This is a genomic window from Amycolatopsis sp. NPDC051758 (genome assembly GCF_044453095.1).
Lineage (GTDB): Bacteria > Actinomycetota > Actinomycetes > Mycobacteriales > Pseudonocardiaceae > Amycolatopsis.
This window is the reverse complement of record NZ_JBITCJ010000003.1, coordinates 590,348-612,757: the sequence shown is the minus strand read 5'-3', so window position 1 is coordinate 612,757 and position 22,410 is coordinate 590,348. Positions and strand designations below refer to the sequence as shown.

At 70.6% G+C, this 22,410-nt stretch carries 23 protein-coding genes; 17 read left to right on the top strand and 6 right to left on the bottom strand.

Translation table 11 applies throughout. From position 1 onward, the window contains the following. The 3 genes from ACIA5G_RS18245 (at position 1) to ACIA5G_RS18235 (ending at position 2,339) form a co-directional block, all read left to right on the top strand. Complete coding sequence (locus tag ACIA5G_RS18245; RefSeq protein ID WP_395924435.1) at positions 1 to 444, top strand: hypothetical protein; 444 nt, start codon at positions 1 to 3, stop codon at positions 442 to 444. Next, entirely contained in the window at positions 441 to 923 is a 483-nt protein-coding gene (locus ACIA5G_RS18240) for a hypothetical protein (RefSeq protein ID WP_395924433.1), read from the top strand. The genes ACIA5G_RS18245 and ACIA5G_RS18240 overlap by 4 nt, the downstream gene beginning before the upstream one ends. A 186-nt stretch (positions 924 to 1,109) precedes the next feature. Beyond that, entirely contained in the window at positions 1,110 to 2,339 is a 1,230-nt protein-coding gene (locus tag ACIA5G_RS18235; protein ID WP_395924431.1) for a DUF222 domain-containing protein, read from the top strand. A gap of 395 nt (positions 2,340 to 2,734) precedes the next feature. On the opposite strand, the gene ACIA5G_RS18230 is transcribed toward ACIA5G_RS18235, so the two are convergent. Then, entirely contained in the window at positions 2,735 to 3,214 is a 480-nt protein-coding gene (locus ACIA5G_RS18230) for a hypothetical protein (protein ID WP_395924429.1), read from the bottom strand. 63 nt (positions 3,215 to 3,277) lie between these two features. Between ACIA5G_RS18230 and ACIA5G_RS18225 the strand changes: the two genes are divergently transcribed. From ACIA5G_RS18225 to ACIA5G_RS18215, 3 genes are all read left to right on the top strand, one after another. Next, the gene (locus ACIA5G_RS18225; RefSeq protein ID WP_395924427.1) at positions 3,278 to 4,525 is read left to right on the top strand and encodes an aminotransferase class I/II-fold pyridoxal phosphate-dependent enzyme; all 1,248 of its coding nucleotides are present in this window, start codon (positions 3,278 to 3,280) and stop codon (positions 4,523 to 4,525) included. Positions 4,526 to 4,641: 116 nt separating this feature from the next. Next, positions 4,642 to 5,610, top strand: a complete 969-nt coding sequence (locus tag ACIA5G_RS18220; protein ID WP_285483367.1) for a ferritin-like domain-containing protein — start codon at positions 4,642 to 4,644, stop codon at positions 5,608 to 5,610. A gap of 67 nt (positions 5,611 to 5,677) precedes the next feature. Beyond that, complete coding sequence (locus tag ACIA5G_RS18215) at positions 5,678 to 6,775, top strand: FAD-dependent monooxygenase (protein ID WP_395924424.1); 1,098 nt, start codon at positions 5,678 to 5,680, stop codon at positions 6,773 to 6,775. Here the strand turns inward: ACIA5G_RS18215 and ACIA5G_RS18210 are convergent. Continuing rightward, positions 6,765 to 7,808 (bottom strand): LacI family DNA-binding transcriptional regulator, encoded by a 1,044-nt coding sequence (locus tag ACIA5G_RS18210; protein WP_395924422.1) that lies wholly within the window; start codon positions 7,806 to 7,808, stop codon positions 6,765 to 6,767. The two genes, ACIA5G_RS18215 and ACIA5G_RS18210, sit on opposite strands and share 11 nt — an antisense overlap. Positions 7,809 to 7,968: 160 nt before the next feature. On the opposite strand from ACIA5G_RS18210, the gene ACIA5G_RS18205 reads away from it, so the two are divergent. Genes ACIA5G_RS18205 through ACIA5G_RS18190 form a run of 4 tightly spaced genes read left to right on the top strand, consistent with a single transcriptional unit; the run spans position 7,969 to position 12,473 of the window. Beyond that, positions 7,969 to 9,255, top strand: coding sequence for an extracellular solute-binding protein (locus ACIA5G_RS18205; RefSeq protein WP_395924420.1), 1,287 nt, complete (start codon positions 7,969 to 7,971; stop codon positions 9,253 to 9,255). Continuing rightward, on the top strand, positions 9,255 to 10,187 hold the full coding sequence (locus ACIA5G_RS18200) for a carbohydrate ABC transporter permease (protein WP_395924418.1): 933 nt from the start codon (positions 9,255 to 9,257) through the stop codon (positions 10,185 to 10,187). The genes ACIA5G_RS18205 and ACIA5G_RS18200 overlap by 1 nt, the downstream gene beginning before the upstream one ends. Before the next feature lie 9 nt (positions 10,188 to 10,196). Then, positions 10,197 to 11,081 carry a carbohydrate ABC transporter permease gene (locus ACIA5G_RS18195; protein WP_395924416.1) on the top strand — a complete coding sequence of 295 codons (885 nt, stop codon included), beginning with the start codon at positions 10,197 to 10,199 and terminating at the stop codon, positions 11,079 to 11,081. Between the two features lie 15 nt (positions 11,082 to 11,096). Beyond that, positions 11,097 to 12,473, top strand: a complete 1,377-nt coding sequence (locus ACIA5G_RS18190) for a GH1 family beta-glucosidase (RefSeq protein WP_395924414.1) — start codon at positions 11,097 to 11,099, stop codon at positions 12,471 to 12,473. Between the two features lie 62 nt (positions 12,474 to 12,535). Here ACIA5G_RS18190 and ACIA5G_RS18185 read toward each other — a convergent pair whose 3' ends face one another. Beyond that, positions 12,536 to 14,332, bottom strand: a complete 1,797-nt coding sequence (locus ACIA5G_RS18185) for an AMP-dependent synthetase/ligase (RefSeq protein WP_395924412.1) — start codon at positions 14,330 to 14,332, stop codon at positions 12,536 to 12,538. Positions 14,333 to 14,459: 127 nt separating this feature from the next. On the opposite strand from ACIA5G_RS18185, the gene ACIA5G_RS18180 reads away from it, so the two are divergent. The 7 genes from ACIA5G_RS18180 (at position 14,460) to ACIA5G_RS18150 (ending at position 19,935) form a co-directional block, all read left to right on the top strand. Further along, positions 14,460 to 14,870 (top strand): polyketide cyclase / dehydrase and lipid transport, encoded by a 411-nt coding sequence (locus ACIA5G_RS18180; protein ID WP_395924410.1) that lies wholly within the window; start codon positions 14,460 to 14,462, stop codon positions 14,868 to 14,870. A gap of 11 nt (positions 14,871 to 14,881) precedes the next feature. Beyond that, complete coding sequence (locus tag ACIA5G_RS18175; protein WP_395924408.1) at positions 14,882 to 15,676, top strand: metallophosphoesterase; 795 nt, start codon at positions 14,882 to 14,884, stop codon at positions 15,674 to 15,676. Positions 15,677 to 15,703: 27 nt separating this feature from the next. Continuing rightward, positions 15,704 to 16,138, top strand: coding sequence for an SRPBCC family protein (locus ACIA5G_RS18170; protein ID WP_395924406.1), 435 nt, complete (start codon positions 15,704 to 15,706; stop codon positions 16,136 to 16,138). 4 nt (positions 16,139 to 16,142) lie between these two features. Next, positions 16,143 to 17,270 (top strand): ArsA family ATPase, encoded by a 1,128-nt coding sequence (locus tag ACIA5G_RS18165; protein WP_395924404.1) that lies wholly within the window; start codon positions 16,143 to 16,145, stop codon positions 17,268 to 17,270. After that, positions 17,267 to 17,683 (top strand): hypothetical protein, encoded by a 417-nt coding sequence (locus ACIA5G_RS18160; RefSeq protein WP_395924402.1) that lies wholly within the window; start codon positions 17,267 to 17,269, stop codon positions 17,681 to 17,683. Before ACIA5G_RS18165 ends, ACIA5G_RS18160 begins: the two co-directional genes overlap by 4 nt. A gap of 15 nt (positions 17,684 to 17,698) precedes the next feature. Beyond that, positions 17,699 to 18,637 carry an ROK family protein gene (locus ACIA5G_RS18155; protein ID WP_395924941.1) on the top strand — a complete coding sequence of 313 codons (939 nt, stop codon included), beginning with the start codon at positions 17,699 to 17,701 and terminating at the stop codon, positions 18,635 to 18,637. Positions 18,638 to 19,089: 452 nt separating this feature from the next. Next, a complete protein-coding gene (locus tag ACIA5G_RS18150; RefSeq protein WP_395924400.1) occupies positions 19,090 to 19,935 on the top strand; it encodes an NUDIX domain-containing protein in 846 nt (281 codons plus the stop codon). A gap of 11 nt (positions 19,936 to 19,946) precedes the next feature. On the opposite strand, the gene ACIA5G_RS18145 is transcribed toward ACIA5G_RS18150, so the two are convergent. From ACIA5G_RS18145 to ACIA5G_RS18135, 3 genes are read right to left on the bottom strand one after another with little or no spacing between them, the layout of a single operon-like run. Beyond that, positions 19,947 to 21,086, bottom strand: a complete 1,140-nt coding sequence (locus tag ACIA5G_RS18145; RefSeq protein ID WP_395924398.1) for a glutamate--cysteine ligase — start codon at positions 21,084 to 21,086, stop codon at positions 19,947 to 19,949. 10 nt (positions 21,087 to 21,096) lie between these two features. Beyond that, on the bottom strand, positions 21,097 to 21,618 hold the full coding sequence (locus tag ACIA5G_RS18140; RefSeq protein WP_395924396.1) for a hypothetical protein: 522 nt from the start codon (positions 21,616 to 21,618) through the stop codon (positions 21,097 to 21,099). After that, on the bottom strand, positions 21,615 to 22,382 hold the full coding sequence (locus tag ACIA5G_RS18135; protein WP_395924394.1) for an alpha/beta hydrolase: 768 nt from the start codon (positions 22,380 to 22,382) through the stop codon (positions 21,615 to 21,617). The genes ACIA5G_RS18140 and ACIA5G_RS18135 overlap by 4 nt, the downstream gene beginning before the upstream one ends. Between the last annotated feature and the right edge of the window lie 28 nt (positions 22,383 to 22,410).

The following is a 22,410-nucleotide window of genomic DNA, read 5'->3' as shown; positions in this document are numbered from 1 at the left end:
GTGTTAGCGGCTGCGTTCTCTGGCTGGTCCTGGTGGCGCGCGGCTTCCGACGATGCTTCCGCGCGGGGCCGCGAGCGTGACGCGGTGCTGGCGGCGGCCGGGCCGGAACTGGTCACGTTGAACACGATCGACTACCGCACCGCGGGCGCGGACGTCGACCGCTGGATCGCGGCGACGACCGGGCAGTACGGCAAGGACCTTGCGGGTGACCGCCAGCTGCAGATCGACCGGGCGTCGTCGGCCCGCACCGTTTCTTCCGCGTCACTGGTCCAGGCGGCGGTGACGGAGATCTCCGACGGGACAGCGCGTCTCCTGGCGGTCCTGGACGTGCGGGTGTCGACCGGCGGTGCGGCTGTGACTCCGCGCCTGAACCGGCTGACAGTGGACGTCTCGCGCGCTTCGGACGGCTGGAAGATCTCGGGAGTCCAGGCGGCGGGTTCATGAGGCGGGCGCTGGTGGCGGTGATCGTGGTGGCGCTGGGCCTGGCCGTGTGGTTCGGCATCGAGACTGCTTCCTTGTCGCCCGGGGACAACCAGGCTTTGGTCGATTCCTCGGCTACCGCTTCGGTTTCCGCTGAGGTGAGTGACGCGGTGAAGTCGGTGTTTTCGTACGACTACGCGAACCTGGCCCGTACCGAGCGGGCGGCTTCGGATGTGTTGGTCGGTGAGGCGGTTCGGCAGTACCAGGGGCAGTTTGCTTCGGCTCGGGGCCGGGCTGTCTCGGAGAAGCTGGTGCGGACTACTACGGTTCGGGCTATCGGGGTTCGGTCTTTGGAGGGGGGTGACGCTTCGTTGTTGTTGTTCCTGGACCAGCAGACTGTTGCTCAGGGTGGGGGAGCGCCTTCGTCTTCGGTGGCTCAGCTTGCTGTGACGGCCAAGCGGGTTGATGGGCGGTGGAAGCTTTCTGCGTTGACTGCGCTTTGAGATCCCTTTGTTTTCCTGGGTTTTCAAGATGCGGCTTCGCCGGGGCGTGGGAAATCGGCGCTTGCTGTGGTTGCTTGCTGCTCGGTGCGGGAGCGCCGATTCCCCACGCAACGGTGTCCCTGCCGCGCTGCCGCTTCCACCTGATCGAGTGATGAACATTCGTTCGATCATCGGTAATCTTGTTGTGTGGACAGCGAAACGGTGTGGCAAGCAGATGCGGTGGCCCTGGCCGACCGTCTCTCCGCGCTGCTCACCGTCGTGCGGTCCGCTGAGGCTGAAATCGGTTCGCTGCTGGTGGAAATCGAGTCACGCGGGGTCATGGAGCTGTTCGGCTACCGGTCCGTGGCGCGATTGTTCGAGCACCTGGCCGATGTTCCCAAGGCGGCTGCCGAACGCGTCGTGAAACGAGCGCGAGCAGTCAATCCCGGGCGTGCTCTTGACGGCAGTCCCGTGCCCGCTGTTGCTCCCGCCACCGGCGCTGCTGCCTTGGACGGTCGGTTAAGCAGTCCGATGATCGACACCATTGTCGGTGCCCTGACGCAGGTTCCGCCCGAACACCGCGACGATGCCGAGCGGGATCTGCTGTCCTTCGCTTCCGACGCCGGGCACAAGCAAGTCGCCGCCCTAGGAGCGCGGATCGTGGCTCACCTCGATCCCGATGGTGCCGAGCCGGACGAGACCGAACCGTCTGCGCCCACCCGAGAGCTTTCCCTGCGCCGGAAAAGATCCGGGGTGTGGGAGCTCAACGGCCACTTCGACGACGAGACCGGCACCCGCGCCAGCGCCCTCCTCGACTCCCTCGCCCAGCGCCGTAGCAGCGAGGAGGGACCAGACTTCCGCTCCCCGCAGGAACGCTACGGCGACGCCTTCTCCGACGCCATCGACCTCGCCTTGAACACCCCAGACCTGCCGACGCAGGCCGGTGAACGAGCCCACGTCATGGTCGCGATCTCGCTGAAGGACCTTCGGTCCGGCATCGGCCAGGCCACTCTCGGCGACACCGGCCGCATCTCAGCGGCTGAGGCCCGGATCCACGCCTGCGACTGCAAACTCATCCCCGCAGTGTTAGGCAACAAGAGCGAACCCCTCGATCTCGGCCGCTCACGCCGCTCGATCCCGACCAGCCTTCGCCGCGCCCTCTACCTGCGCGACCGCGGTTGCGCCTTCCCCGGCTGCCATCGTCCGCCCCGGCACTGCCAGGGTCACCACATCCGACATTGGGCCGACGGCGGCCCGACCGACCTGGGTAACCTGGTGCTGATGTGCGCCCACCACCACCGGCTGCTGCATCGCTCCGGCTGGGAAGTCCGCATCGCCGCCGACGGCCTACCGGAGTTCTTACCGCCGGTGTTTCTGGGCAAGCGCCGAAAACCTCGGCGCAACAACCTCCACCAACCCTTGCCGTTCGCGGCGTGACTAACTGAACACGGGAAAGGCCCGTAGCCATCGGCTACGGGCCTACACCCACGCCCGGGCCGCAAGTTAACCCTGTTCGTAGCCGCACTGCTCCGCTCCGAACACCAGTTCATCTGTGGTACGCGGGCAAACACGGCGCCCTCGGCCGGGGCACTCTCGACCCGATTCCGATGGTGCCGGCCACAGTTCCATGACGTACCGATAGCGCTCGCCTCACCTGTGCTGTCAGGCAAGCACCGTGCCTCGGCCGTATCGGGCAGGTAGCCCCTCAGCCGTCCCAGATCGTTGCGCCTTGCTTCAGCACCTCGGCGTCCGATTCCGATGGTGCCGGCCACAGTTTCACGACGTACCGGTTGTGCTCGCCTCACCTGTGGTGCCGGGCAAACATGGCGCCCTCAGCCGTCCCAGACCGTTGCGCCTTGCTTCAGCACCTCGACGTCCGATTCCGACGGTGCCGGCCACAGCTCCACCACGTACCGGTAGTGCTCACCGAACTCGTGATCGTTCCAGTCGACCGAGGGCGGTCCGGCCGGCACGTACGAAACTCGCGCCCGGTACAAGCCCGGAAGCACCGAGAAGAATTTTTCCTGCGACGGGTAGTCGGCGGGCCCGGAAATCACGAGCTTCCCGCTCGGAACCGGAAGATCCGCTTCCACGACGTGGTCCGCGTCGGCCATCAGGGCCGGTGCTGACGGAAGTAGCGTCACCGAGGACTCCACCAGGTCCGAGCGCGCCGTGGCGATCGCGATGCCGCCCGGCTCCGGTGCGATCCGGTGGGATTCCACGGCGAGCGCAGTCCAACCGCTGCCGTCCAAGCGGGAACCGGAGTCGCGCAACGAGAACTGCCGCTGGTCGGCGTGGACTACTAGGTGCACACCAACCACCCTAGCCAGGACCCGCCCCGAAATGGTATCGACGCCGGGTTTAGCGTAAACGCCATGACCACTGCTTCCGTCGACGTCGACACGGCCCGCCGCGACTACGCGGCCCTCGTCGACCGCGGCCTCTCCCTCGACATCACCCGCGGCAAGCCCTCCCCGGAGCAGCTCGACCTCGCGAACGGGCTGCTGGACCTCCCCGGTGCCGGCGCCTTCAAGGCCGAGGACGGCACCGACGTCCGCAACTACGGCGGCCTCAAAGGCCTGCCGGAGCTGCGGCGCATCTTCGCCGGCCCGCTGCAGGTGCCGGCCGAGCAGCTGCTCGCCGCGGGCAACTCCAGCCTCGAGCTGATGCACGACGCCGTCGTCCAGGCCCTGCTGAGCAAGCTCCCCGGCGCCGAGCGCCGCTGGGCCGACGAGCCGGTTGTGAAGTTCCTCGCGCCCGTCCCGGGCTACGACCGGCACTTCGCGCTCACCGAGCGGTTCGGTATCGAGCTGGTCCCGGTCCCGATGACCGACGAGGGCCCCGACATGGACGCCGTCGAGACGCTGGTCGCCGAGGACACCGCGGTCAAGGGCATCTGGTGCGTGCCGAAGTACAGCAACCCCACCGGTGTCACGTTCAGTGACGACGTGGTCCGGCGGCTCGCCACCATGACCACCGCGGCGCCCGACTTCCGGATCTTCTGGGACAACGCCTACGCCGTGCACCACCTGACCGACGCCGAGCCGGAGCTGGCCGACGTCCTCGCGCTGGCCACCGAGGCCGGCAACGCCGACCGCGTGTTCGTCTTCGGTTCGACCTCGAAGATCACCTACGCCGGCGCCGGGGTGGGCTTCTTCGGCGCGTCCGAGGCCAACCTCGCCTGGTGGACCGGCAACATCGGCAAGCGCACCATCGGCCCGGACAAGGTCAACCAGCTGCGCCACGCCCGCTTCCTCAAGGACGAGGACGGCGTCCGCGCGCACATGCGCAAGCACGCCGCGGTCATCGGGCCGAAGTTCGAGGCCGTCGACCGCATCCTCACCGAAGAGCTCGGCGACTCGGGCCTGGTGTCCTGGACGAAGCCGACCGGCGGGTACTTCATTTCGCTGACCGTGCCCCAGGGCACCGCGAAGGAGGTCGTGCGGCTGGCGAAGGAGGCCGGTGTTGCGCTGACCCCCGCCGGGGCGACGCACCCGCACGGGAACGACCCGGCCGACGCCGTCATCCGCATCGCGCCGACCTTCCCGAAGCTCGCCGACGTCGAAGAGGCCGTGCGCGCGCTCGCCGTGTGCGTCCGGCTCGCCGCGGCGCAACGCTCCTGACCTGCAGAAACAGAATCGGCAAGAACTTTTTCCCGATTTGACCGAGCCGGGGGCCGTCCGGGTACGTATGACCGGTGGGTGAGGTGGACGAACTCGTCACGAGAGGACGTCCCCCGGTGTTCGGAAAACGCTACACACAGCAGCTCGTCGAGCGCAGCGCGGAGAACGCGACCGACCGCCGCCGCTTCCTCAAGGCTGCGGGAGCGGCGGGGCTCGGCGTCGCGGGTGCCGGCGCGCTCGGTACCGCGCTCTCGCTGGGCCTCGGCTCGGCGGGCGCGACTTCGCAGTACCCGGAACAGAACGCGCAGGACGCCGCCGCCAGCGACGCCGCGGTGCTGAACTTCGCGCTCAACCTGGAGTACCTCGAGGCGAACCTGTACTCGTTCGCCGTCTACGGCTACGGGCTGAACGAGAAGTACGTCAACGGCGTCGGCAACCTCGGCAAGGTCTCCGGCGGCCACGCGGTGAAGTTCAAGAGTGAGCACACGAAGCAGATCGTCCAGGAGATCGCCGGCGACGAGGTCGCCCACGTCACCTTCCTGCGCAAGGCGCTCGACAAAGCCGCCGTCGCGCAGCCGGAGATCGACTTCCAGAACAGCTTCACCGCCGCCATGCAGGCCGCGGGCGTGATCAAGGAAGGCCAGACCTTCGACCCGTTCGCCAGCGAGAACAACTTCCTGCTCGCCGCGTTCCTGTTCGAAGACGTCGGCGTGTCGGCCTACAAGGGCGCGGCGCCGCTGGTGAACAACAAGACGTTCCTCGACGCGGCGGCGGGCATCCTCGCGGTCGAGGCCTACCACGCGGGCATCGTGCGCGGGCAGCTGTTCGAACGCGGCCTCGGCGACATCACGAACAAGATCTCCGACGCCCGCGACAGCCTCGACGGCAAGGCCGACGACGACGAAGGCGTGCTCAAGGACGGCAAGGCGAACCTCGTCCCGGCGGACGCCAACGGCATCGCGTTCGGCCGCTCCGCCGACCGGGTGCTCAACATCGCCTACCTCAACCCGGACAAGGTCTCTTCGGGTGGCTTCTACCCGCGCGGCCTCAACGGCGACATCGCCACCAGTGGCGCCAAGGAGTGAGCGGCGCGTGCCGCCGTCACGGTAACGTCGGGGACGGCGGCACGCGGAGTTCACGAGGGGGCACGGGGTGCGGGTACTGGTCGCGGGTGGCGGTATTTCCGGCACGGTCACGGCGATGGCGCTGAAGCTGGCCGGACACGATCCGGTGGTCTTCGAGGCCTACCTGGCCGGCGGGGACGACATCGGCGCGTTCCTCACGATCATGCACAACGGCATGGACGCCCTCCGCGCGATCGGCGCCGATCAGCCGGTGATCGACAGTTCGTTCGCCGCCCACGGCGTCGAACTGGTCCTCCCGACCGGGGAGACCGCCGGACGCCGTGAGTTCGGCGCCGACGGCCCACGCACGCTGACCCGCGCGACGCTCTACCGCGTCCTGCAAGCCGAAGCCGCGCGCCGGGGCGTCCCGATCGAACGGGGCAAGCGTCTGGTCGGCGCGAAGCCGGACGGGACCGGCGTCGCCGCCGAATTCGCCGACGGCACCACCGAAACCGGTGACGTGGTGGTCGGCGCGGACGGGTTGCACTCGGTGGTCCGGAAGCTGATCGACCCGGACGCCGACGCACCGCGCTACACCGGTCAGACCGTCGTCTGGGGTTACACGCGTGCGCCGGGGCTGCCGTCGGCGGCCGGGATCTACCGCATGGTCCGCGGAAGCAAAGCGGCCTTCGGGTTCACGACCGCCCCGGACGGCGCGACGTTCTGGTTCGCCCGCATCCCCGACGCCGAGCGCTCCCGCGAGGCGATCGCGGCCGTGACCCCCGAGGGGTGGCGCGAGTTCGCGCACGCGGCGTTCGCCGGAGAACCGTTGCCCTGCGAGGACATCATCGCCGCCACTGGCGACGAGGTGTTCGGAGGTCACTCCTACGACGTCCCGCGGACGCGGATCTGGTCGACGCCGGAAATGGTGCTCGTCGGCGACGCCGCGCACGCCGCGGCCCCGGCCGACGCGCAGGGTGCGTCGATGGCGATCGAAGACAGCGTCGTTCTCGCGCAGTGCCTGCGCGACCTGCCGGATCCGGTGTCGGCTTTCGCCGCGTACGAAGGACTTCGGCGCGAGCGGGTGGAGAAGCTGGTCGCGTCGAGTTCGGGCCAGGACGTCGGCGAAAAGCCGGGCTGGGTCTACGAGCACCACATCGACTGGGACACGAAGATCACCGCGTAGCGCCGCACGAGTCGCGGACCACCAGTTTTGTCGGCAGCCGCACCGGTTCCGGGGCACCGGCGTTGTTGATCATGGCCAGCAGCGCGCCTGCCGCGGCGGTGCCGAAGCCCGGTTTGTCCTGGGCGACCGTCGTCAGCGCCGGGTCGACCAGGGACGCCACCTCGATGTCGTCGAAGCCGACGACGGCCAGGTCCGCCGGCACCCGCAGCCCGGCCGCGCGGGCTGCCAGGAGGGCACCGACCGCCATCTCGTCGCTGGCCGCGAACACCGCCGTCGGCGGGTCCTTGCGGGCCAGGAGCCGCCGCATGCCGACAAACCCGCTCTCGCGGTAGAAGTCCCCGGTGACCACGAAGTCCTCGCGTGCCGGCAGCCCGGCCTCGGCCAGCCCGCGGAGGTAACCCTCGGTGCGGGCGGCGGCGGGCGCGTTGCCGCGGGGGCCGGTGATCGTCGCGATCCGGGTGTGCCCCAGCGCGGCCAGGTGCCGGACGGCTTCCGCCGCGCCCGCGGCGTTGTCCGAGGTCACGTAGGTCGCCCGCGGCCCGGCCAGGGCCACGTCCAGCGCGACGCACGGCAGCCCGGACTGGGCGAACGCGGTGAACGCGTCGGCGTCGGTCCCGCTGTCGATCAGCACCAGCCCGGCCAGGTGGTGGCGCCGGGTCATGCTCACGTAGCCGATCGGGTCGGCCAGCGACACACCCGGGTTGCGGTCGCGGGCGTCGTCGCTCGTGGCGAGCATCAGCAGGTGGTAACCGTGCGAGCTGAGCGCGGACTTGAGGCCCAGCAACAGGTCCTGCAGGAACGGGTGCCGCCAGCCGGGCCGCCGGTGGTCGGTGTCCCAGACCAGGCCGACCATCGCCGACTGCTGCCGCGACAGCGCCCGCGCCGACTCGTTCGGCGAGAAGTCGAGCTCCCGGGCGACGCGCTCGACGTGCTCGCGCGTCGTCGTGCTGACCGTGGCGGGACGGTTGAACACCCGCGACACGGTCGCGACCGAAACTCCGCAGAGCTGGGCGATCTCGCGCGCGGTGACCATGGGAACCTCCGATGCTGTAACCGGTTACATTCCTAGCACATGATCTCTGACTGGGTAAATGCCACAGCTGGTTACCATTTCGTTACTTGACGAACGGGCACTGGGAGCGCTCTCATGGGTCCCGCGTTTTCCGAACGGCCCGCAGAACAACGGAGATCTCATGCGCCCGAAAACGACAACCCGCCGGATCCGCCTGATCGCCGGCGCGGTGTGCGCCGGCCTGGTGGCGGTCACCGCGTTGAGCGCCTGCGGGAGCGGCGACGCCGCCGGCGGCGGCAAGGTCAAGCTCAGCCTCGGCCTGTTCGGCAACTTCGGTTACACCGACTTGATCAAGGAATACCAGGCCGCGCACCCGAACATCGAGATCACCGAGCGCACCGCGGCCTACTCCGACCACCACAAGAACCTCGCCGCGCACCTGGCCACCGGCGGCGGCGCCGCGGACATCGAGGCGATCGACACCGGCTACGTCGCCCAGTTCAAGGCGACGCCGGACAAGTTCGTCGACCTCAACACCGTCGGCGGTGACAAGCTCAAGGACCGCTGGCTGGGCTGGAAGTGGGCGGCTTCGCTGGCCAAGGGCGGGCAGCAGATCGGCTACGGCACCGACGTCGGCGGCCTGGCCATCTGCTATCGCCGCGACCTGCTCCAGAACGCCGGCCTGCCCGCCGACCGCGAGGCCGTCTCCGCGCTCTGGCCCACCTGGCAGGCGTTCTTCGACGCGGGCAAGCGCTTCCAGGAAAAGGCGCCGAACGGCGTCAAGTGGATGGACGGCGGCCCGACCGTGCTCAACGCGATCTTCGGCCAGGCCCCGGTCGGCTACTACGACCAGAGCGACCAGCTCGTCGTCGACAGCAACCCGGCGCTGCGCACCGGCTGGGACCAGGTGGTCGACGCCGTCAAGGCGAACCTCTCCGCCGGGCTGCTCTACAGCACGCCGACCTGGAACACCGGCTTCACCCAGGGCCAGTTCGCCACCGTCACCTGCCCGGCCTGGATGATGACCAAGATCAAGGACCAGGCGCCGGACACCTCGGGCAAGTGGGACGTCGCGAGCGTGCCCGGGGGCGGCGGCAACTGGGGCGGCTCGTACCTGACCGTGCCGAAGCAGGGCAAGCACACCACCGAGGCCGCCGAGCTTGCCGCCTGGCTGACCGCGCCCGAACAGCAGGCGAAGGTCTTCACCAGCCAGGGCCTGCTGCCCTCGACGCCGTCGCTCTATACCGACCCGAAGATCACCGGCTACACCAACCCGTTCTTCAACAACGCACCCGTCGGCAAGCTCTTCACCGACGCGGCGAAGAACCTGAAGCCGCAGTACCAGGGCCCGAAGGCCGGCGACGTGCAGACCGAGTTCGGCAACGCGATGCAGCGCGTCGAGCAGGGCAAGCAGGACGGCGCGGCGGCGTGGCAGCAGCTGGTCGGTGACGTCGCGAAGCTGAAGTGATGACGGCACCGAAAACGCTGAGCTTCGCCGATCGCCGGCACCACTGGGACGTCAAGCTCTCGCCGTTCGGGTTCATCAGCCCGTACTTCCTGATCTTCGGCGTCTTCGGCCTGTTCCCGCTGGCCTACACGGCTTTCGTGTCGCTGCAGAAGCGCAACCTGCTCGACGCCGAGGGCGCGACGTTCATCGGGTTCGGCAACTACCAGCAGCTGCTGTTCCACGACCCGTACTTCTGGAACGCGATGGGGAACACGGTCAGCCTGTGGCTGCTGACCACGATCCCGCAGATCCTGTTCGCGCTCGGCGTCGCGCACCTGCTCAACCGCCGGCTGCGCGGGCGGACGCTGTTCCGGATGGGGATGATCCTGCCGAACATCACCTCGGTGGCGGCGGTGACGATCATCTTCGCGCAGCTGTTCGGCCGGGACTTCGGGCTGGTGAACTGGGCGCTGAGCTGGTTCGGCGGCGGGCACGTCGACTGGCAGGCCGGCACCGCCAGCTCGCACACCGCCATCGCGGCGATGGTGGTGTGGCGCTGGACCGGCTACCACGCGCTGATCTTCCTGGCGTCGATGCAGGCGATCCCGTCGACCATGTACGAAGCCGCGACCCTCGACGGCGCCCGCGGGTGGCAGCAGTTCTGGCGCATCACCGTGCCCTTGCTGCGGCCGCAGATCATCTTCTCCACGGTGATCGCGACGACCGGGAACATGCGGCTGCTCGCCGAGCCGCTGCTGTTCAACCCGGGCACCGCGGCCGCCACCGGCGGCTCCGACCGGCAGTTCCAGACCGCCGCGCTCTACCTCTACGAGCAGGGGTTCACCAAGTACGACTTCGGTTACAGCTCGGCGATCGCGCTGGTGCTGGCCGTGGCCACGATGCTCGTCGCGGGCGTGTCGTACCTGGTGACCCGGCGCATCCAAACGGACTGAGGAGCGGACATGACCTCCGTGCTGACCCCGGCCGCGCCCGCGCCGCCGGTGACCCCCGGGCGGACCCGGCGGCTCGTGCGCCGCGTGGCGAGCCCGTGGACCTACGCCGCGCTGATCGCGGTCCTGGCCGGCTCGGCGTTCCCGGTGTACTGGTCGTTCGTCGTCTCCTCGCAGACGTCGGAGGCCGTCGGCAGCGTGCCGCCGGTCCTGGTGCCCGGCGGGCACCTGTTCGAGAACATCGCCCGCGTCTTCGACGAGACGGACTTCGCGCTGGCGCTCGGGAACTCGCTGATCGTCGCGGGCACGATCACCGTGTCCGTGGTGCTGTTCTCGACGCTGGCCGGGTTCGCCTTCGCCAAGCTGCGCTTCCGCGGCCGGACCGCGTTGCTGCTCGTCGTGGTCGCCACCCAGGCGATCCCGACCGAGCTGGGCGTGGTGCCGCTGTACATGATGATGGCCGACTTCGGCTGGGCCGGGCAGCTGCAGGCGGTCATCGTGCCGGGCCTGGTCACCGCCTTCGGCGTGTTCTTCATGCGGCAGTACTTCGAGCGGGCGCTGCCGCTCGAGCTGCTGGAGGCCGGGCGGATGGACGGCTGCGGCTCGCTGCGGCTGTTCTGGCACGTGGCGCTGCCCGCGGCCCGCCCGGCCGCGGCGGTGCTCGGCCTGTTCACCTTCATGCAGGCGTGGAACGACTTCTTCTGGCCGCTGGTGGTGCTGGTGCCGGAGAACCCGACCGTCCAGACCGCGCTGTCCACCTTGGCCAGTGGTTACACCACCGACTACACCCTCGTGCTCACCGCCGCGACCATCGGCACCGTCCCCGTCCTCGTCGTGTTCCTGCTGTTCGGCCGCCAGATCGTCGGCGGCATCATGCAGGGCGCGCTCAAGGGCTGACCCCCGGAGTTGACCGTGACCACCAGTTTCCCGCCCGGCTTCCGCTGGGGCGTCGCGACCTCGGCGTTCCAGATCGAAGGAGCGACCACCGCGGACGGCCGTGGACCGTCCATCTGGGACACCTTCGCGACGGTCCCCGGCGCGGTGGCCGGGGGTGACACCGGCGAACCGGCGGCGGACCACTACCACCGCTGGCCCCGCGACGTCGCCCTGCTCGCCGCGCTCGGCGTCGACTCCTACCGGTTCTCGGTGTCTTGGCCGCGGATCCAGCCGACCGGCCGCGGCCCGGCCTCCCCGAAGGGCATCGGCTTCTACCGGCAGCTCGTGGAAGCGTTGCGGGAGCAGGGGATCGAGCCGTTCCTCACGCTCTACCACTGGGACCTGCCGCAGGCCCTGGAGGACGACGGCGGCTGGCGGTCGCGCGACACGGCGTCGCGCTTCGCCGAGTACGCCGCGCTGGTGCACGAGGAGCTCGGCGACGTCGTCGACCACTGGACAACGCTGAACGAGCCGTACCCGTGCGCGGTCGCGGGTTACGGCGAGGGGCGGCACGCGCCGGGCGCGCAGGAGGGGCACGGCGCGCTCGCGGCCGCGCACCACCTGCTGCTCGGCCACGGCCTGGCGGTGCAGGCGATGCGGGCCCAGGCGCCGCCGCAGCACCAGTTCGGCATCGTGCTGAACCAGTCGCCGGCCGTCCCGGTGACCGAGTCCGCCGCGGACACCGCCGCGGCGGCCCGGCAGGACACCCTGCTGCGCCGCCAGTTCACCGACCCGCTGTTCGGTGGCCGGTACGCGCCGGGCCTGGCGGCGATGTTCGACGGCGTCTCGGACTTCTCGTTCCGGCACGACGGCGACCTGGCCGTCATCGGCACCCCGCTCGACTACCTGGGTGTCAACTACTACTACCGGATGCACGTCGCCGACGCGCCGCACCGCGAGCCGGACCCGGCCCGCCGCACGGTGGCCGACATCGGCGTGGACACTTCACGGTTGCCGGACGTGCCGCGGACGGGCATGGGCTGGCCGGTCGAGCCCGAGGGGCTCACGGAAGCGTTGGTGGGCCTGCACAACCGTTACCCGGCGCTGCCGCCGATGTACGTCACCGAAAACGGCTGCGTGTACCCGGACGTCCTCGACGAGCACGGCATGTTCGCCGACTCCCAGCGTGTCGAGTTCCTGCGCGAGCACATCGAAGCAGCCCGGACCGCCGCGGCGGCGGGGGTCGACCTGCGGGGGTACTTCTGCTGGTCACTGCTGGACAACTTCGAGTGGGCGCACGGGTACAAGCACCGGTTCGGCCTGGTGCACGTGGATTACACGACCCAGCGCCGCACCCCGCGGGCCAGCTACCACTGGTACCGCGACCACATCACCACCCAGCGCACCCCGTAAAACCGCGAATGGCACATCGAGGGACTCAGAGTCCCTCGATGTGCCAATCCCGGACTTGAGGCCTACTTCTTGTACAGGCCTTCGATGTCGTTGGCGTAGTTCTTCGACACCACGTTGCGCTTCAGCTTCAGGCTCGGGGTGATCTCGCCGCCGGCCTCGGTGAAGTCGTTGGCCAGCACGGTGAACTTCTTGATCGCCTCGGCCTTCGACACCGCCTTGTTGGCCTCGTCGACCGCGGCCTGGATCTCGGCGAGCAGGTCGGCGTCGGTGGCCAGGTCCGCGACCGAAGCGCCGGCCGGCTTGCCGTGCTGGGACTTCCAGGACGGGAAGTACTCCTCGTCGACCGTCACCAGCGCGGCGATGAACGGCCGCTGGTCGCCGACCACCATCGCCTGGCTCACCAGCGGGGCCGCCTTGATGGTGTCCTCGAGGCCGGACGGGGCGACGTTCTTGCCGCCCGCCGTCACGATGATCTCCTTCTTGCGGCCGGTGATCTTGAGGAAGCCCTCCGAGTCCAGCTCGCCGAGGTCGCCGGTGTGGAACCAGCCGTCGGTGAGCGCCTCGGCCGTTGCCTGCGGGTTGTTGAAGTACGCCCGGAACACGACGTCACCCTTGAGCATGACCTCGCCGTCGTCGGCGATGCGGACCGACGTGCCGTTGACCGGCTTGCCGACCGTGCCGACGCGGAACGCCGTCTGGGTGTTGACGTTCGCCGCCGCGGACGTCTCGGTCAGGCCGTACCCCTCGAACACCGGCACGCCGATGCCGCGGAAGAAGTGCGCCAGCCGCGCGCCGAGCGGCGCCCCGCCGGACACCGCCGCGACGCAACGGCCGCCGAGGGCCGCGCGCAGCTTGCCGTAGACGAGCTTGTCGAACACCAGGTGCTTGGCCTTCAGGCCGAACCCGGCGCCGCCCTTGTCCTGCGCCTGGCTGTACTCGACCGCGACGGCTTCGGCGGCGTCGAAGATCTTGCCCTTGCCGTCGCCGTGGGCCTTCTGCTTCGCCGAGTTGTAGACCTTCTCGAACACGCGCGGCACCGCGACCACGAACGTCGGCCGGAAGGTGCCCAAGTCGGCGACCAGGTTCTTGACGTCCGGGGTGTGCCCGAGGGTGACCCGGGCGGTCAGCGCGGTGACGGCGATCGCGCGGGCCAGCACGTGCGCCAGCGGCAGGAAGCACAGCAGCGAGTTGCCCTGCTCCATCAGCTGCGGGAACGCCTCGATGTCGGCGCGGATCTCGGCCAGCAGGTTGCGGTGGGTCAGCTCGACGCCCTTGGGGCGGCCGGTGGTGCCCGAGGTGTAGACGATCGTGGCGAGCTCGTCGGCGGTCACTTCGCGGCGGCGCTCGTGCAAGTCGTCGTCGGACAGCGTCGCGCCGATCGCGGACAGCTCTTCGACGGCGGGGGAGTCGCCCTCGATCTGCCAGGTGTGGTCCAGCTCGGTGAGCCGGTCGCGGATCTCTTCGACGGCGCCGGCGTGGGCGTTCGTCTCGACGAACACACCCTTCGCGGCCGAGTCGGAGAGGATCCAGTGCACCTGTTCGGGGGACGAGGTGTCGTAGATCGGCACCGTGACCGCGCCCGCCGCCCAGATCGCGAAGTCGATCAGCGTCCACTCGTAGCGGGTCTTGGACATGATGGCGACCCGGTCGCCGCGGCCGATCCCGGCCTGGGCCATGCCCTTGGCCACGGCCAGCACCTGGCCGGCGAACTCCTTGGCGGTGACGTCCAGCCAGGTCCCGTCGACCTGGCGGCGGAAGCTCACCACGTCCGAGAACCGCTCGGCGTTCGCCCAGACGACATCGGACATGTTCTCGTCGTCGGCCACCGGCTTCCCGGCGGGAGCGCTGTATTCGCGCACGTGGACCTCCGTGTTCAACGCGTGCGGCAGGCGACACCGCTGTTACCCGCCAGTCAACTTAGCGTGGTGAGCACCTTAAGACCATGCTGATCGGCGTCGCACGGCGAGGGCGTGACATTCTTCGCACGTGAACGCGCCACCCTCACTCGACATCGTCGACGAGACGTTCCTCGCCGTTCCGCCGGCCACCGTGGCCGCGGTCTTCGCCGAGCCTGCCACCTGGCGGCGCTACTGGCCCGACCTGGTCCTCGAGGTCTACACCGACCGGGGGGACAAGGGCCTGCGGTGGACCGTGCGGGGCGCGCTCGTCGGTACGATGGAGGTCTGGCTCGAGCCGGTGCTCGACGGCACCCTGCTGCACTACTTCCTGCGGGCGACCCCTGCTGACGCGGCGGGGACGCCCCGGGCGCTGGGGCCGCGTGACCTGCGCCGGGAGTTCGACCGGCGGGCGCGCGCGGCGAAGGGGATCGCACTCGGGCTCAAGGAGATCCTGGAGGACGGGCGCGAGCCCGGAGTGCCTCCGCGCGGCGACGAGTAAGGGGACCAGGGGTGCGGGTACACGTCGTCTCGGACGTGCACGGCAACGCGGACGCGTTGAAACGGGCCGGGGACGGGGCCGACGCGCTCGTCGTCCTCGGCGACCTGCTCGACTTCGTCGACTACCGGGAGCACGACAAGGGCATCATGGGCGCGCTGTTCGGCGCCGAGAAGGTCGGGGAGTTCGCCCGGCTGCGGCGCGAGGGCACCCGTGACGAAACCGTTGCCTACTCACGGACGCTCTGGGCGAGTCTCGACGACCCGGCCGCCGCGGTCGACGAGGCCATCCGCGCCCAGTACGCGACGCTGTTCGCGGCGATGACCGCGCCCACCTACGCCACCCCCGGCAACGTCGACACCCCCTCGCTGTGGCCCGAGTTCACCGGCGAAGGCATCCACGTGCTGGACGGCGAGGTGACCGAGATCGGCGGCCTGCGGTTCGGGTTCGTCGGCGGCGCGCTGCTGCCCGACGGTGTGGTCCCGCGGCGCCGCAAGGGTGCCGCCTGGCGCCCCTACCTGCGGGATCGCGAGGACTACGACGCGAGCGTAGCCGCGCTCACCGAGGTCGACGTGCTCTGCACGCACGGTCCGCCGGCGCTGCCCGAGCTGACCTACGACGTTGTCGCGCGGCGCAACGAGCTGGGCTCCGCGGCGCTGCTGGAGCTGATCCGGGCGCAGCGGCCGCGCTGGTCGGTGTTCGGGCACGTGCACCAGCCGCTCGCGTCGCGGGCCCGGGTCGGCCTGACCGAGTGCCGTAACGTGGGTCACTTCAAGGAGACCGGGCAGCCCTACGTGCTGCGCTGGTGACCGACCGCGGCGGCTACGCTTCGTCCCATGGCCGAGCAGTCCACACAGTCCATCGAGGTCGACGCCGAGCCCAGCCGGGTGATGGCCGTGATCGCCGACTTCCCCGCCTACCCGGAATGGGCCAAGGCCGTCCGGCAGACCGAGGTCCTCGACACCGACGGTGAAGGCCGGGCCAAGCAGGTCAAGCTGACCCTCGACGCGGGTCCGATCAAGGACGTCTACACCCTCGAATACGACTGGGACGGCGACGGCCTCGGCGTCAGCTGGCACCTGGTCAAGGGCCAGATGCAGAAGGCGCAGAACGGCCGGTACGCACTGGAGGACCTCGGCGGCCGCACCCGCGTCACCTACACGCTGTCGGTCGAGCTGGCGCTGCCGATGATCGGCCTGCTGCGCCGCAAGGCCGAGAAGATGGTCATGGACACCGCGCTGAAGGAGCTCAAGAAGCGGGCCGAGGGGTAACCGGGTGCGGATCCTGCTGTTCACCGGCAAGGGGGGTGTCGGGAAGACCACGCTGGCCGCGGCGACCGGCGCCGCCCTGGCCGCCCGCGGCAGGAAGACCCTCGTCGTGTCCACCGACCCGGCGCACTCGCTCGGTGACGCCTTCGGCCACACCCTCGGCGCCGAGCCGTCCGAAGTGGACGCTCTGCTCTCCGCCGTGCAGATCGATTCGCGCACCCTGGTCGACACCACCTGGCACCGGCTGCGGGCCGAGCTGCAGACCGCCTTGGCCGGCGCGGGACTCGACACCCTGGACGCCGAAGAGCTGACCGTGCTGCCCGGCGTCGACGAGCTGCTCGCCCTCACCGAGGTCCGCCGGCTGGCCGAAGACGGGCCCTGGGAGACCATCGTCGTGGACTGCGGGCCAACGGCCGAGACGCTCCGGCTGCTGTCCCTGCCCGAAGCCTTCTCCGGCTACCTGACTCGCTTGTTCAGTCGCCGGGTCACGGAGTCCGTGCGCCGGCTCGGCACGCACCTCGAAGGCCTGCGCGCGCTGCTCACCGAGCCGTCGGTGACGACCGTCCGGCTGGTGCTGACGCCGGAACGGGTGGTGGTCGCCGAAGCGCGGCGCACGCTCAGCTCGCTGGCCCTGCGTGGCATCGCCGTCGACGGCCTGATCGCGAACCGGCTGATGCCCGCGCCCGGGTTCTGGCGTGGCGGCGCCGCGTCGTGGCTGCGCACCCGCCGCACCCAGCAGGACGCCGTGCTGGCCGAACTCTCCGGCGCCGGGTTTGCGGCGGTGTCCCGCGTGGAGCACCGCGCCATCGAACCGGTCGGGCTGCCCGCGCTGCTGGAGATCGCCGCCGAGCTCTACCGCGGCGCCGACCCGCTGGACGGCAACGGCACCCCCGTCACCCCGCTGCTGCGCGTGCGGCCGGCGCCGGACGGGTACACACTGCGCATCGCGATCCCGCTCGGGCGGGACGCCGAGGTCGATCTCGCCCGCGTCGACGACGACCTGGCGATCACCGTGGACGGCTTCCGCAGGCTCATCGCCCTGCCGGAGTCGCTGCGGCCGTGCCGGATCACCGGCGCGGAATCCGACGCCGACGGCCTGGTCGTGAGCCTGGCCGGGAACCGGGGACGCGGGTGAGCGAAGAGGACGAGACGGCCGGGCCGCGGTTGGCCGAGGAGATCCGCCTGCTCGTCGAGATGGTCGTGGAGAAGGCGGCGCCGTGGCTCGAAGGGGTCGTCGCGGCCGGCCACGGGGTCTCTGACGAGGCGAAACCGGACGCTTCGGCGTGCGGGTGGTGCCCGCTCTGTGCGATCGTCGCCGTTGTGCGAGGTGAGCGTCCCGAGTTTGCCGCGCGGCTGCTGGAACAGCTGGCCCAGCTGGTGGCGTTGCTCCGAGCGGTGCTCGCGGACCGCTGGGAACCGGACGAGGGTGTGCACATGCCCGGGTTCCGGCCCGCGCCGCGACCGCCGGCGGACGCTTCGGTGGCGGTGCGGGTGCAGCACATCACCGTCCGCAGACGGGACGAGTGGCGGCCGGATCGGGAGAGCTGAGTGCGGACGATAGGGGTGGACGTCGGCGGGACGAGCATCCGGGCCGGCGTGGTGGACGAGCGTGGCTCGCTGCTCGACACGGCTCGGGTCTCGACGCCGAGTGAGGAAGGCGCCCTCGAGGACGCCATCGCGGGCGTGATCGAGGACCTGCGCAACCGGCACGAAGTGGCCGGGGTCGGCCTGGCCGTCGCGGGATTCGTCGCGCGCGACCGCCGGTCGGTGATGTTCGCGCCGCACCTGGCGTGGCGCGGCGCGCCGGTCGCCGACCGGATCGAAAAGCGGGTCGGCCTGCCGGTGCTGCTGGAGCACGACGTCAATTCGGCGATCGTGGGGGAGCACCGCTTCGGCGCGGCCCGCGGCGCCCAGGTCGCGGCGCTGGTCGCACTGGGCACCGGGATCGGCGCGGGATTGCTGCTGGACGGCCAGCTCTACCGGGGCGCGTACGGCGTCGCGCCCGAGCTGGGGCACCTGACGGTGGTCCGCGGCGGGCGGCCGTGCCCGTGCGGGAAGTACGGCTGCTGGGAGCGCTACTGCAGCGGAACGGCGCTGGCGGCGACGGCGGTGGAGCTGCTCGCGCGGCACCCGGGCCGCTCGACGGTGCTGGCCCCGCAGGTCGCGGGCGACCCGGGCTCGGTGACGGGCCGGCGAGTGGCCGGCGCGGCCCGCGACGGCGACCCGATCGCCCAGCTGGCGATGGCCGAGCTGGCCAAGTGGCTCGGCGAGGGCCTGGCGCTGGTGGCGGACGTGTTCGACCCGGAGATCATCGTGATCGGGGGCGGGGTCTCGGAGTCGGCGCCGCTGTTCCTGGACGAAGCCCGCGAGCACTACGCGGGCGCGATCACCGGGGCCCGGCACCGCCCGCTGGCCCGGATCCGCACGGCCCACCTCGGCGACGACACGGCGATCGTCGGCGCGGCGGCCCTGGCGCTGGAAGCGGCCAAGACCCCGGTCTGACCCGGCCCGCGCGTTCGTCGGAGTTGTGGATGGTGCCCCGGGACGGCGGTCCGCTCGGGCGGAACTGTCGGTGCCTCCCAGTAGCGTGGAAGTCGGGGGCTGCTCGGAACGGCTGGCCCGTTTGGTGGTCATCACCCGGTTCCGTGGCCGATACGTCCGGCGGCCGCTCCAGGCGGTAGCCGACCCCGTCGGCGGTCTTCCCCGCCACCCCGAAGCCCGATTGTGACTACGGCCGGCGACACCGCGTCAAGGCGGGAAAGCGTGCCTTGACTCGGCGGCGCCGGCCGTGTTCTGGCTTCGGATCGGGGTTGCGGGGGGTGTGGGTCCCATTCATGTTGCGGTCCGTCTGCTGCCGTGGCCTATCCCGTGAGCTCTTCGTTCGCGGCCGCCGGGAGCGAGCCTCGGCTGCCGCTGAGAGGTGATCCGCGGCCGACCTGTGACAGGCTGGACATGTGAGTCACCTGTCCGCGAGCGTGTTCGTCCGGTGTTCCTGCGGGCACCTGCACTGGGGCCGGTACGGCGCCGCCGGCCTGCTGCTCGTCGATCCGGCGCGCGGGGTCCTGCTGCAGCGCCGCGCCTGGTGGGTGCACCACGGCCGGACCTGGGCGCTGCCCGGCGGCGCGATCGAGGCGGGGGAGACGGCGGTGACCGCGGCCGCCCGCGAAGCGTTCGAAGAAGCTTCCGTGCCCGCCGAGTCCTTCCGCGCGGTGTCGGCGTCCGTGGTGGACCATGGGGACTGGAGCTACACGACCGTCCTCGCGCTGGCCGGCAGCGTGGAAGCGAAGGTCGCGAACACCGAAAGTGCGGAGGTGCGCTGGGTGGACCCCGACGACGTCCCCGGTTACCGGCTGCACCGCGACTTCGCCGCCGCCTGGCCGGCCCTGCGCGACCGGGTCGGGCAGGAGCTCGTGCTGGTCGTCGACGCGGCCAACGTCGTCGGCTCGCGGCCGGACGGCTGGTGGCGCGACCGGCACGGCGCCGCCGAGCGCCTGCGCGGCCAGCTCGCGCGGCTCGCCGAAGCCGGTGTGCCGGACCCGGACGACCCGGCGATCACCTGGTGGCCCCGGATCATCCTGGTCGTCGAGGGCAAGGCGAAGAACGTCACCGGCGTCCCCGGTGTCGAGGTCGTCCCCGCCGACACCGACGGCGACTCGAAGATCGTCGAGGTCGTCGCGAAGCACGCCGACGCCAGGATCCTGGTCGCGACGGCCGACCGGGAGCTGCGCCGCCGGGTCGAAGCCCTCGGCGCGTCGATCCTCGGCCCGGGCACCCTGCGCTCGCAGCTCGACGAGCTCTAGTTCTACAAGATCTAGCCCTTCACGATGCCGTCGCGCATCTCGGCGACCAGCGACGCCATGACCGCCTTCAGGCTGCCCTTGTGCTGCGCCGCGACCGCCCGCTGCCGCCGGTAACTCGGGCCGTGCTCCAGGATCGTCTCGACGTCGCGCAGCTCGGCCACGCAGTCCAGCCGCCGCGCCACCGGCTCCAGGCGGTCCAGCAGGTCGGCGACGTCGTCGGTGACCAGCCGCTCGCGCCCGGCCGCGTCCAGGATGACGATCGCGTCGGTGCCGTAGCGGGCCGCGCGCCACTTGTTCTCCTGGACATGCCACGGCGGGAGCGTCGGCAGGATTTCGCCGTCGTCGAGGCGCTCGCTGAAGTCGTCGACCAGGCACTGGGTCAGCGCCGCAATCGCGCCGACCTCCTGCAGCGTCGGCAGCCCGTCGCAGACCCGCATCTCGATGGTGCCCAGGTGCGGGGCCGGCCGGATGTCCCAGCGGATCTCCGAGAAGTGGTCGATCACGCCGGTGGTGAACATGTCCTCGACGTAGCTCTCCAGCTCCGCCCACTTCCGGAACTGGAACGGCAGCCCGGCCGTCGGCAGCTGCTGGAACATCAGCGCCCGGTTCGACGCGTACCCGGTGTCCTCCGCGCCCCAGTACGGCGAAGACGCCGACAGCGCCTGCAGGTGCGGCGCGTAGTTGAGCAGCGCGTCGAGGATCGGCAGCACCTTGTCGCGGTGGTCCACGCCGACGTGCACGTGGACGCCGTAGATCAGCATCTGCCGGCCCCACCACTGGGTCCGGTCGATCAGCTTCGCGTAGCGCTCCTTGTCGGTGACCTTCTGCTGGTACCAGTTGGAGAACGGGTGCGTCCCGGCCGAGAACATCTCGACACCGAGCGGGTCGGCGACACCGTGCACGACGTCCAGCGACTCCGCGAGGTCGGCCTTGGCCTCGGCGATCGTGTCGCAGACGCCGGTGATGATCTCGATGGTGTTGAGCAGCAGCTCCTGCTTGATCTTCGGGTGCTCGGCGGCGCCGTCCGGGCGGACGGCTTCGAGGATCTGCTCCGCCGCCGAGGACAGCTCGCCGCTGCGCCGGTCGACCAGGCCGAGCTCCCATTCCGCGCCGACGGTCGATCGCCGCGAAGGACTGAACTCGATGTTCATCGCCGACCGGTCAGACCTGGGCGCCGTTGCTCGGGTCGGCGCCGGGCGGCGGCCCCTGCCGCACCCGGAGCAGCAGCAACGCGATGGCCGTCGCGAGCGCGAGGATGCCCAGCGGGGTCGCCACCGTCGGGCCGACCCCGATCACCCCGGGCAGGATCAGCAGGAACAGCCCGGCCAGGAACAGCAGCAGGATGAGGAACGCGCCCATCTTCGGCCGCGGCAACGGCGGCGGCTCCGGCGGGACGTAGTGCTCGTCGTCGTCCGCCGGGTCGTCGGAGAACATCGTGGCGTCCCACGTGGTGCCGCCGGACCGCCAGCCGGGCTCCGGCGGGCTTTCGGCGGCGGGCGGCTCGGCGGGCCGGTCCGGCGTCTTGCGCGACTCGCCCTCCGCGCCGACCCCGGGCGCCGCGGCGGCGCCGCCGGCGTCCGCGGTGTCCGACTCGGGCAGCCCGAACCCGTCGGCCCGCAGGTCGGCGACGATCTCGGCGAACGTCGCGTCGACGTCCTCCGGCCCGTCCTTCCCCCGGCTCATGCGGTCTCCTCCGGCTGTCCTGCGTGCGCCTTCGCGAACTCGACGCTACGCGTGAAGATGACCTCGGCGTCGTTGTCCTGGGTCGCCACGTGGTAACTGTTCTCCAGCAGGACCTCGGTGACGTCGGTGCTGGAAACCCCCTGGAGCACCAGCTGCGAGTTCACCGGCTCGACGACGTGGTCGACCGAAGAGTGCAGCAGCAGCACCGGCTGCGTCACCTTGGCCAGGTCGGCACGCACGAGCGCCCAGAGCTTCGCCAGGCTCGCCGCCGCGCGCACCGGTGTCCGCGGGTAGGCCAGCTCCGTCTCGCCCGGCTTCTTGATGTCGTTCGCGATCGCGGGCACCGACGGCACGATCCGGCCCAGCACCGGCAGCAGCTTCGTGTCCCACTTCAGCCGCGTCACCGACGGGTTGACCAGGACGATCCCGGCGATCCGGTCGCCGAACTCCTCGGCCAGGCGCAGGGTGAGCGTCCCGCCCATCGACAGGCCGCCGACGAAGACGGTCTTGCACGTCGAGAGCAGCTCGAGGAGCGCTTCGCGGACGGTGCCGTACCAGTCTTCCCACGTCGTGCGGTTGAGGTCCGGCCAGCGGGTGCCGTGACCCGGCAGCAGCGGGCAGCGCACCGTGAACCCGGCGGCGGCCAGGTGGTCACCCCAGGCCCGCATGCTCGCCGGGGTCCCGGTGAACCCGTGGCAGAGCAGGAACCCGGTTTCGGCCGAACCGGTGTGGCCGAACGGTTCCGCGCCGGCGAGCACGCCCATGCGATCGCCTTCCGTGTGAGCGGTGGAT

Excerpts from the sequence above, each read along its gene's own strand:
- ACIA5G_RS18170 (WP_395924406.1), top strand. The coding sequence starts at position 15,704 with ATGGCCGAGCAGTCCACACAGTCCATCGAGGTCGACGCCGAGCCCAGC.
- ACIA5G_RS18140 (WP_395924396.1), bottom strand. The coding sequence starts at position 21,618 with ATGAGCCGGGGGAAGGACGGGCCGGAGGACGTCGACGCGACGTTCGCC.
- ACIA5G_RS18200 (WP_395924418.1), top strand. The coding sequence starts at position 9,255 with ATGACGGCACCGAAAACGCTGAGCTTCGCCGATCGCCGGCACCACTGG.
- ACIA5G_RS18225 (WP_395924427.1), top strand. The coding sequence starts at position 3,278 with ATGACCACTGCTTCCGTCGACGTCGACACGGCCCGCCGCGACTACGCG.
- ACIA5G_RS18145 (WP_395924398.1), bottom strand. The coding sequence starts at position 21,086 with ATGAACATCGAGTTCAGTCCTTCGCGGCGATCGACCGTCGGCGCGGAA.
- ACIA5G_RS18210 (WP_395924422.1), bottom strand. The coding sequence starts at position 7,808 with ATGGTCACCGCGCGCGAGATCGCCCAGCTCTGCGGAGTTTCGGTCGCG.
- ACIA5G_RS18135 (WP_395924394.1), bottom strand. The coding sequence starts at position 22,382 with ATGGGCGTGCTCGCCGGCGCGGAACCGTTCGGCCACACCGGTTCGGCC.
- ACIA5G_RS18240 (WP_395924433.1), top strand. The coding sequence starts at position 441 with ATGAGGCGGGCGCTGGTGGCGGTGATCGTGGTGGCGCTGGGCCTGGCC.
- ACIA5G_RS18205 (WP_395924420.1), top strand. The coding sequence starts at position 7,969 with ATGCGCCCGAAAACGACAACCCGCCGGATCCGCCTGATCGCCGGCGCG.
- ACIA5G_RS18195 (WP_395924416.1), top strand. The coding sequence starts at position 10,197 with ATGACCTCCGTGCTGACCCCGGCCGCGCCCGCGCCGCCGGTGACCCCC.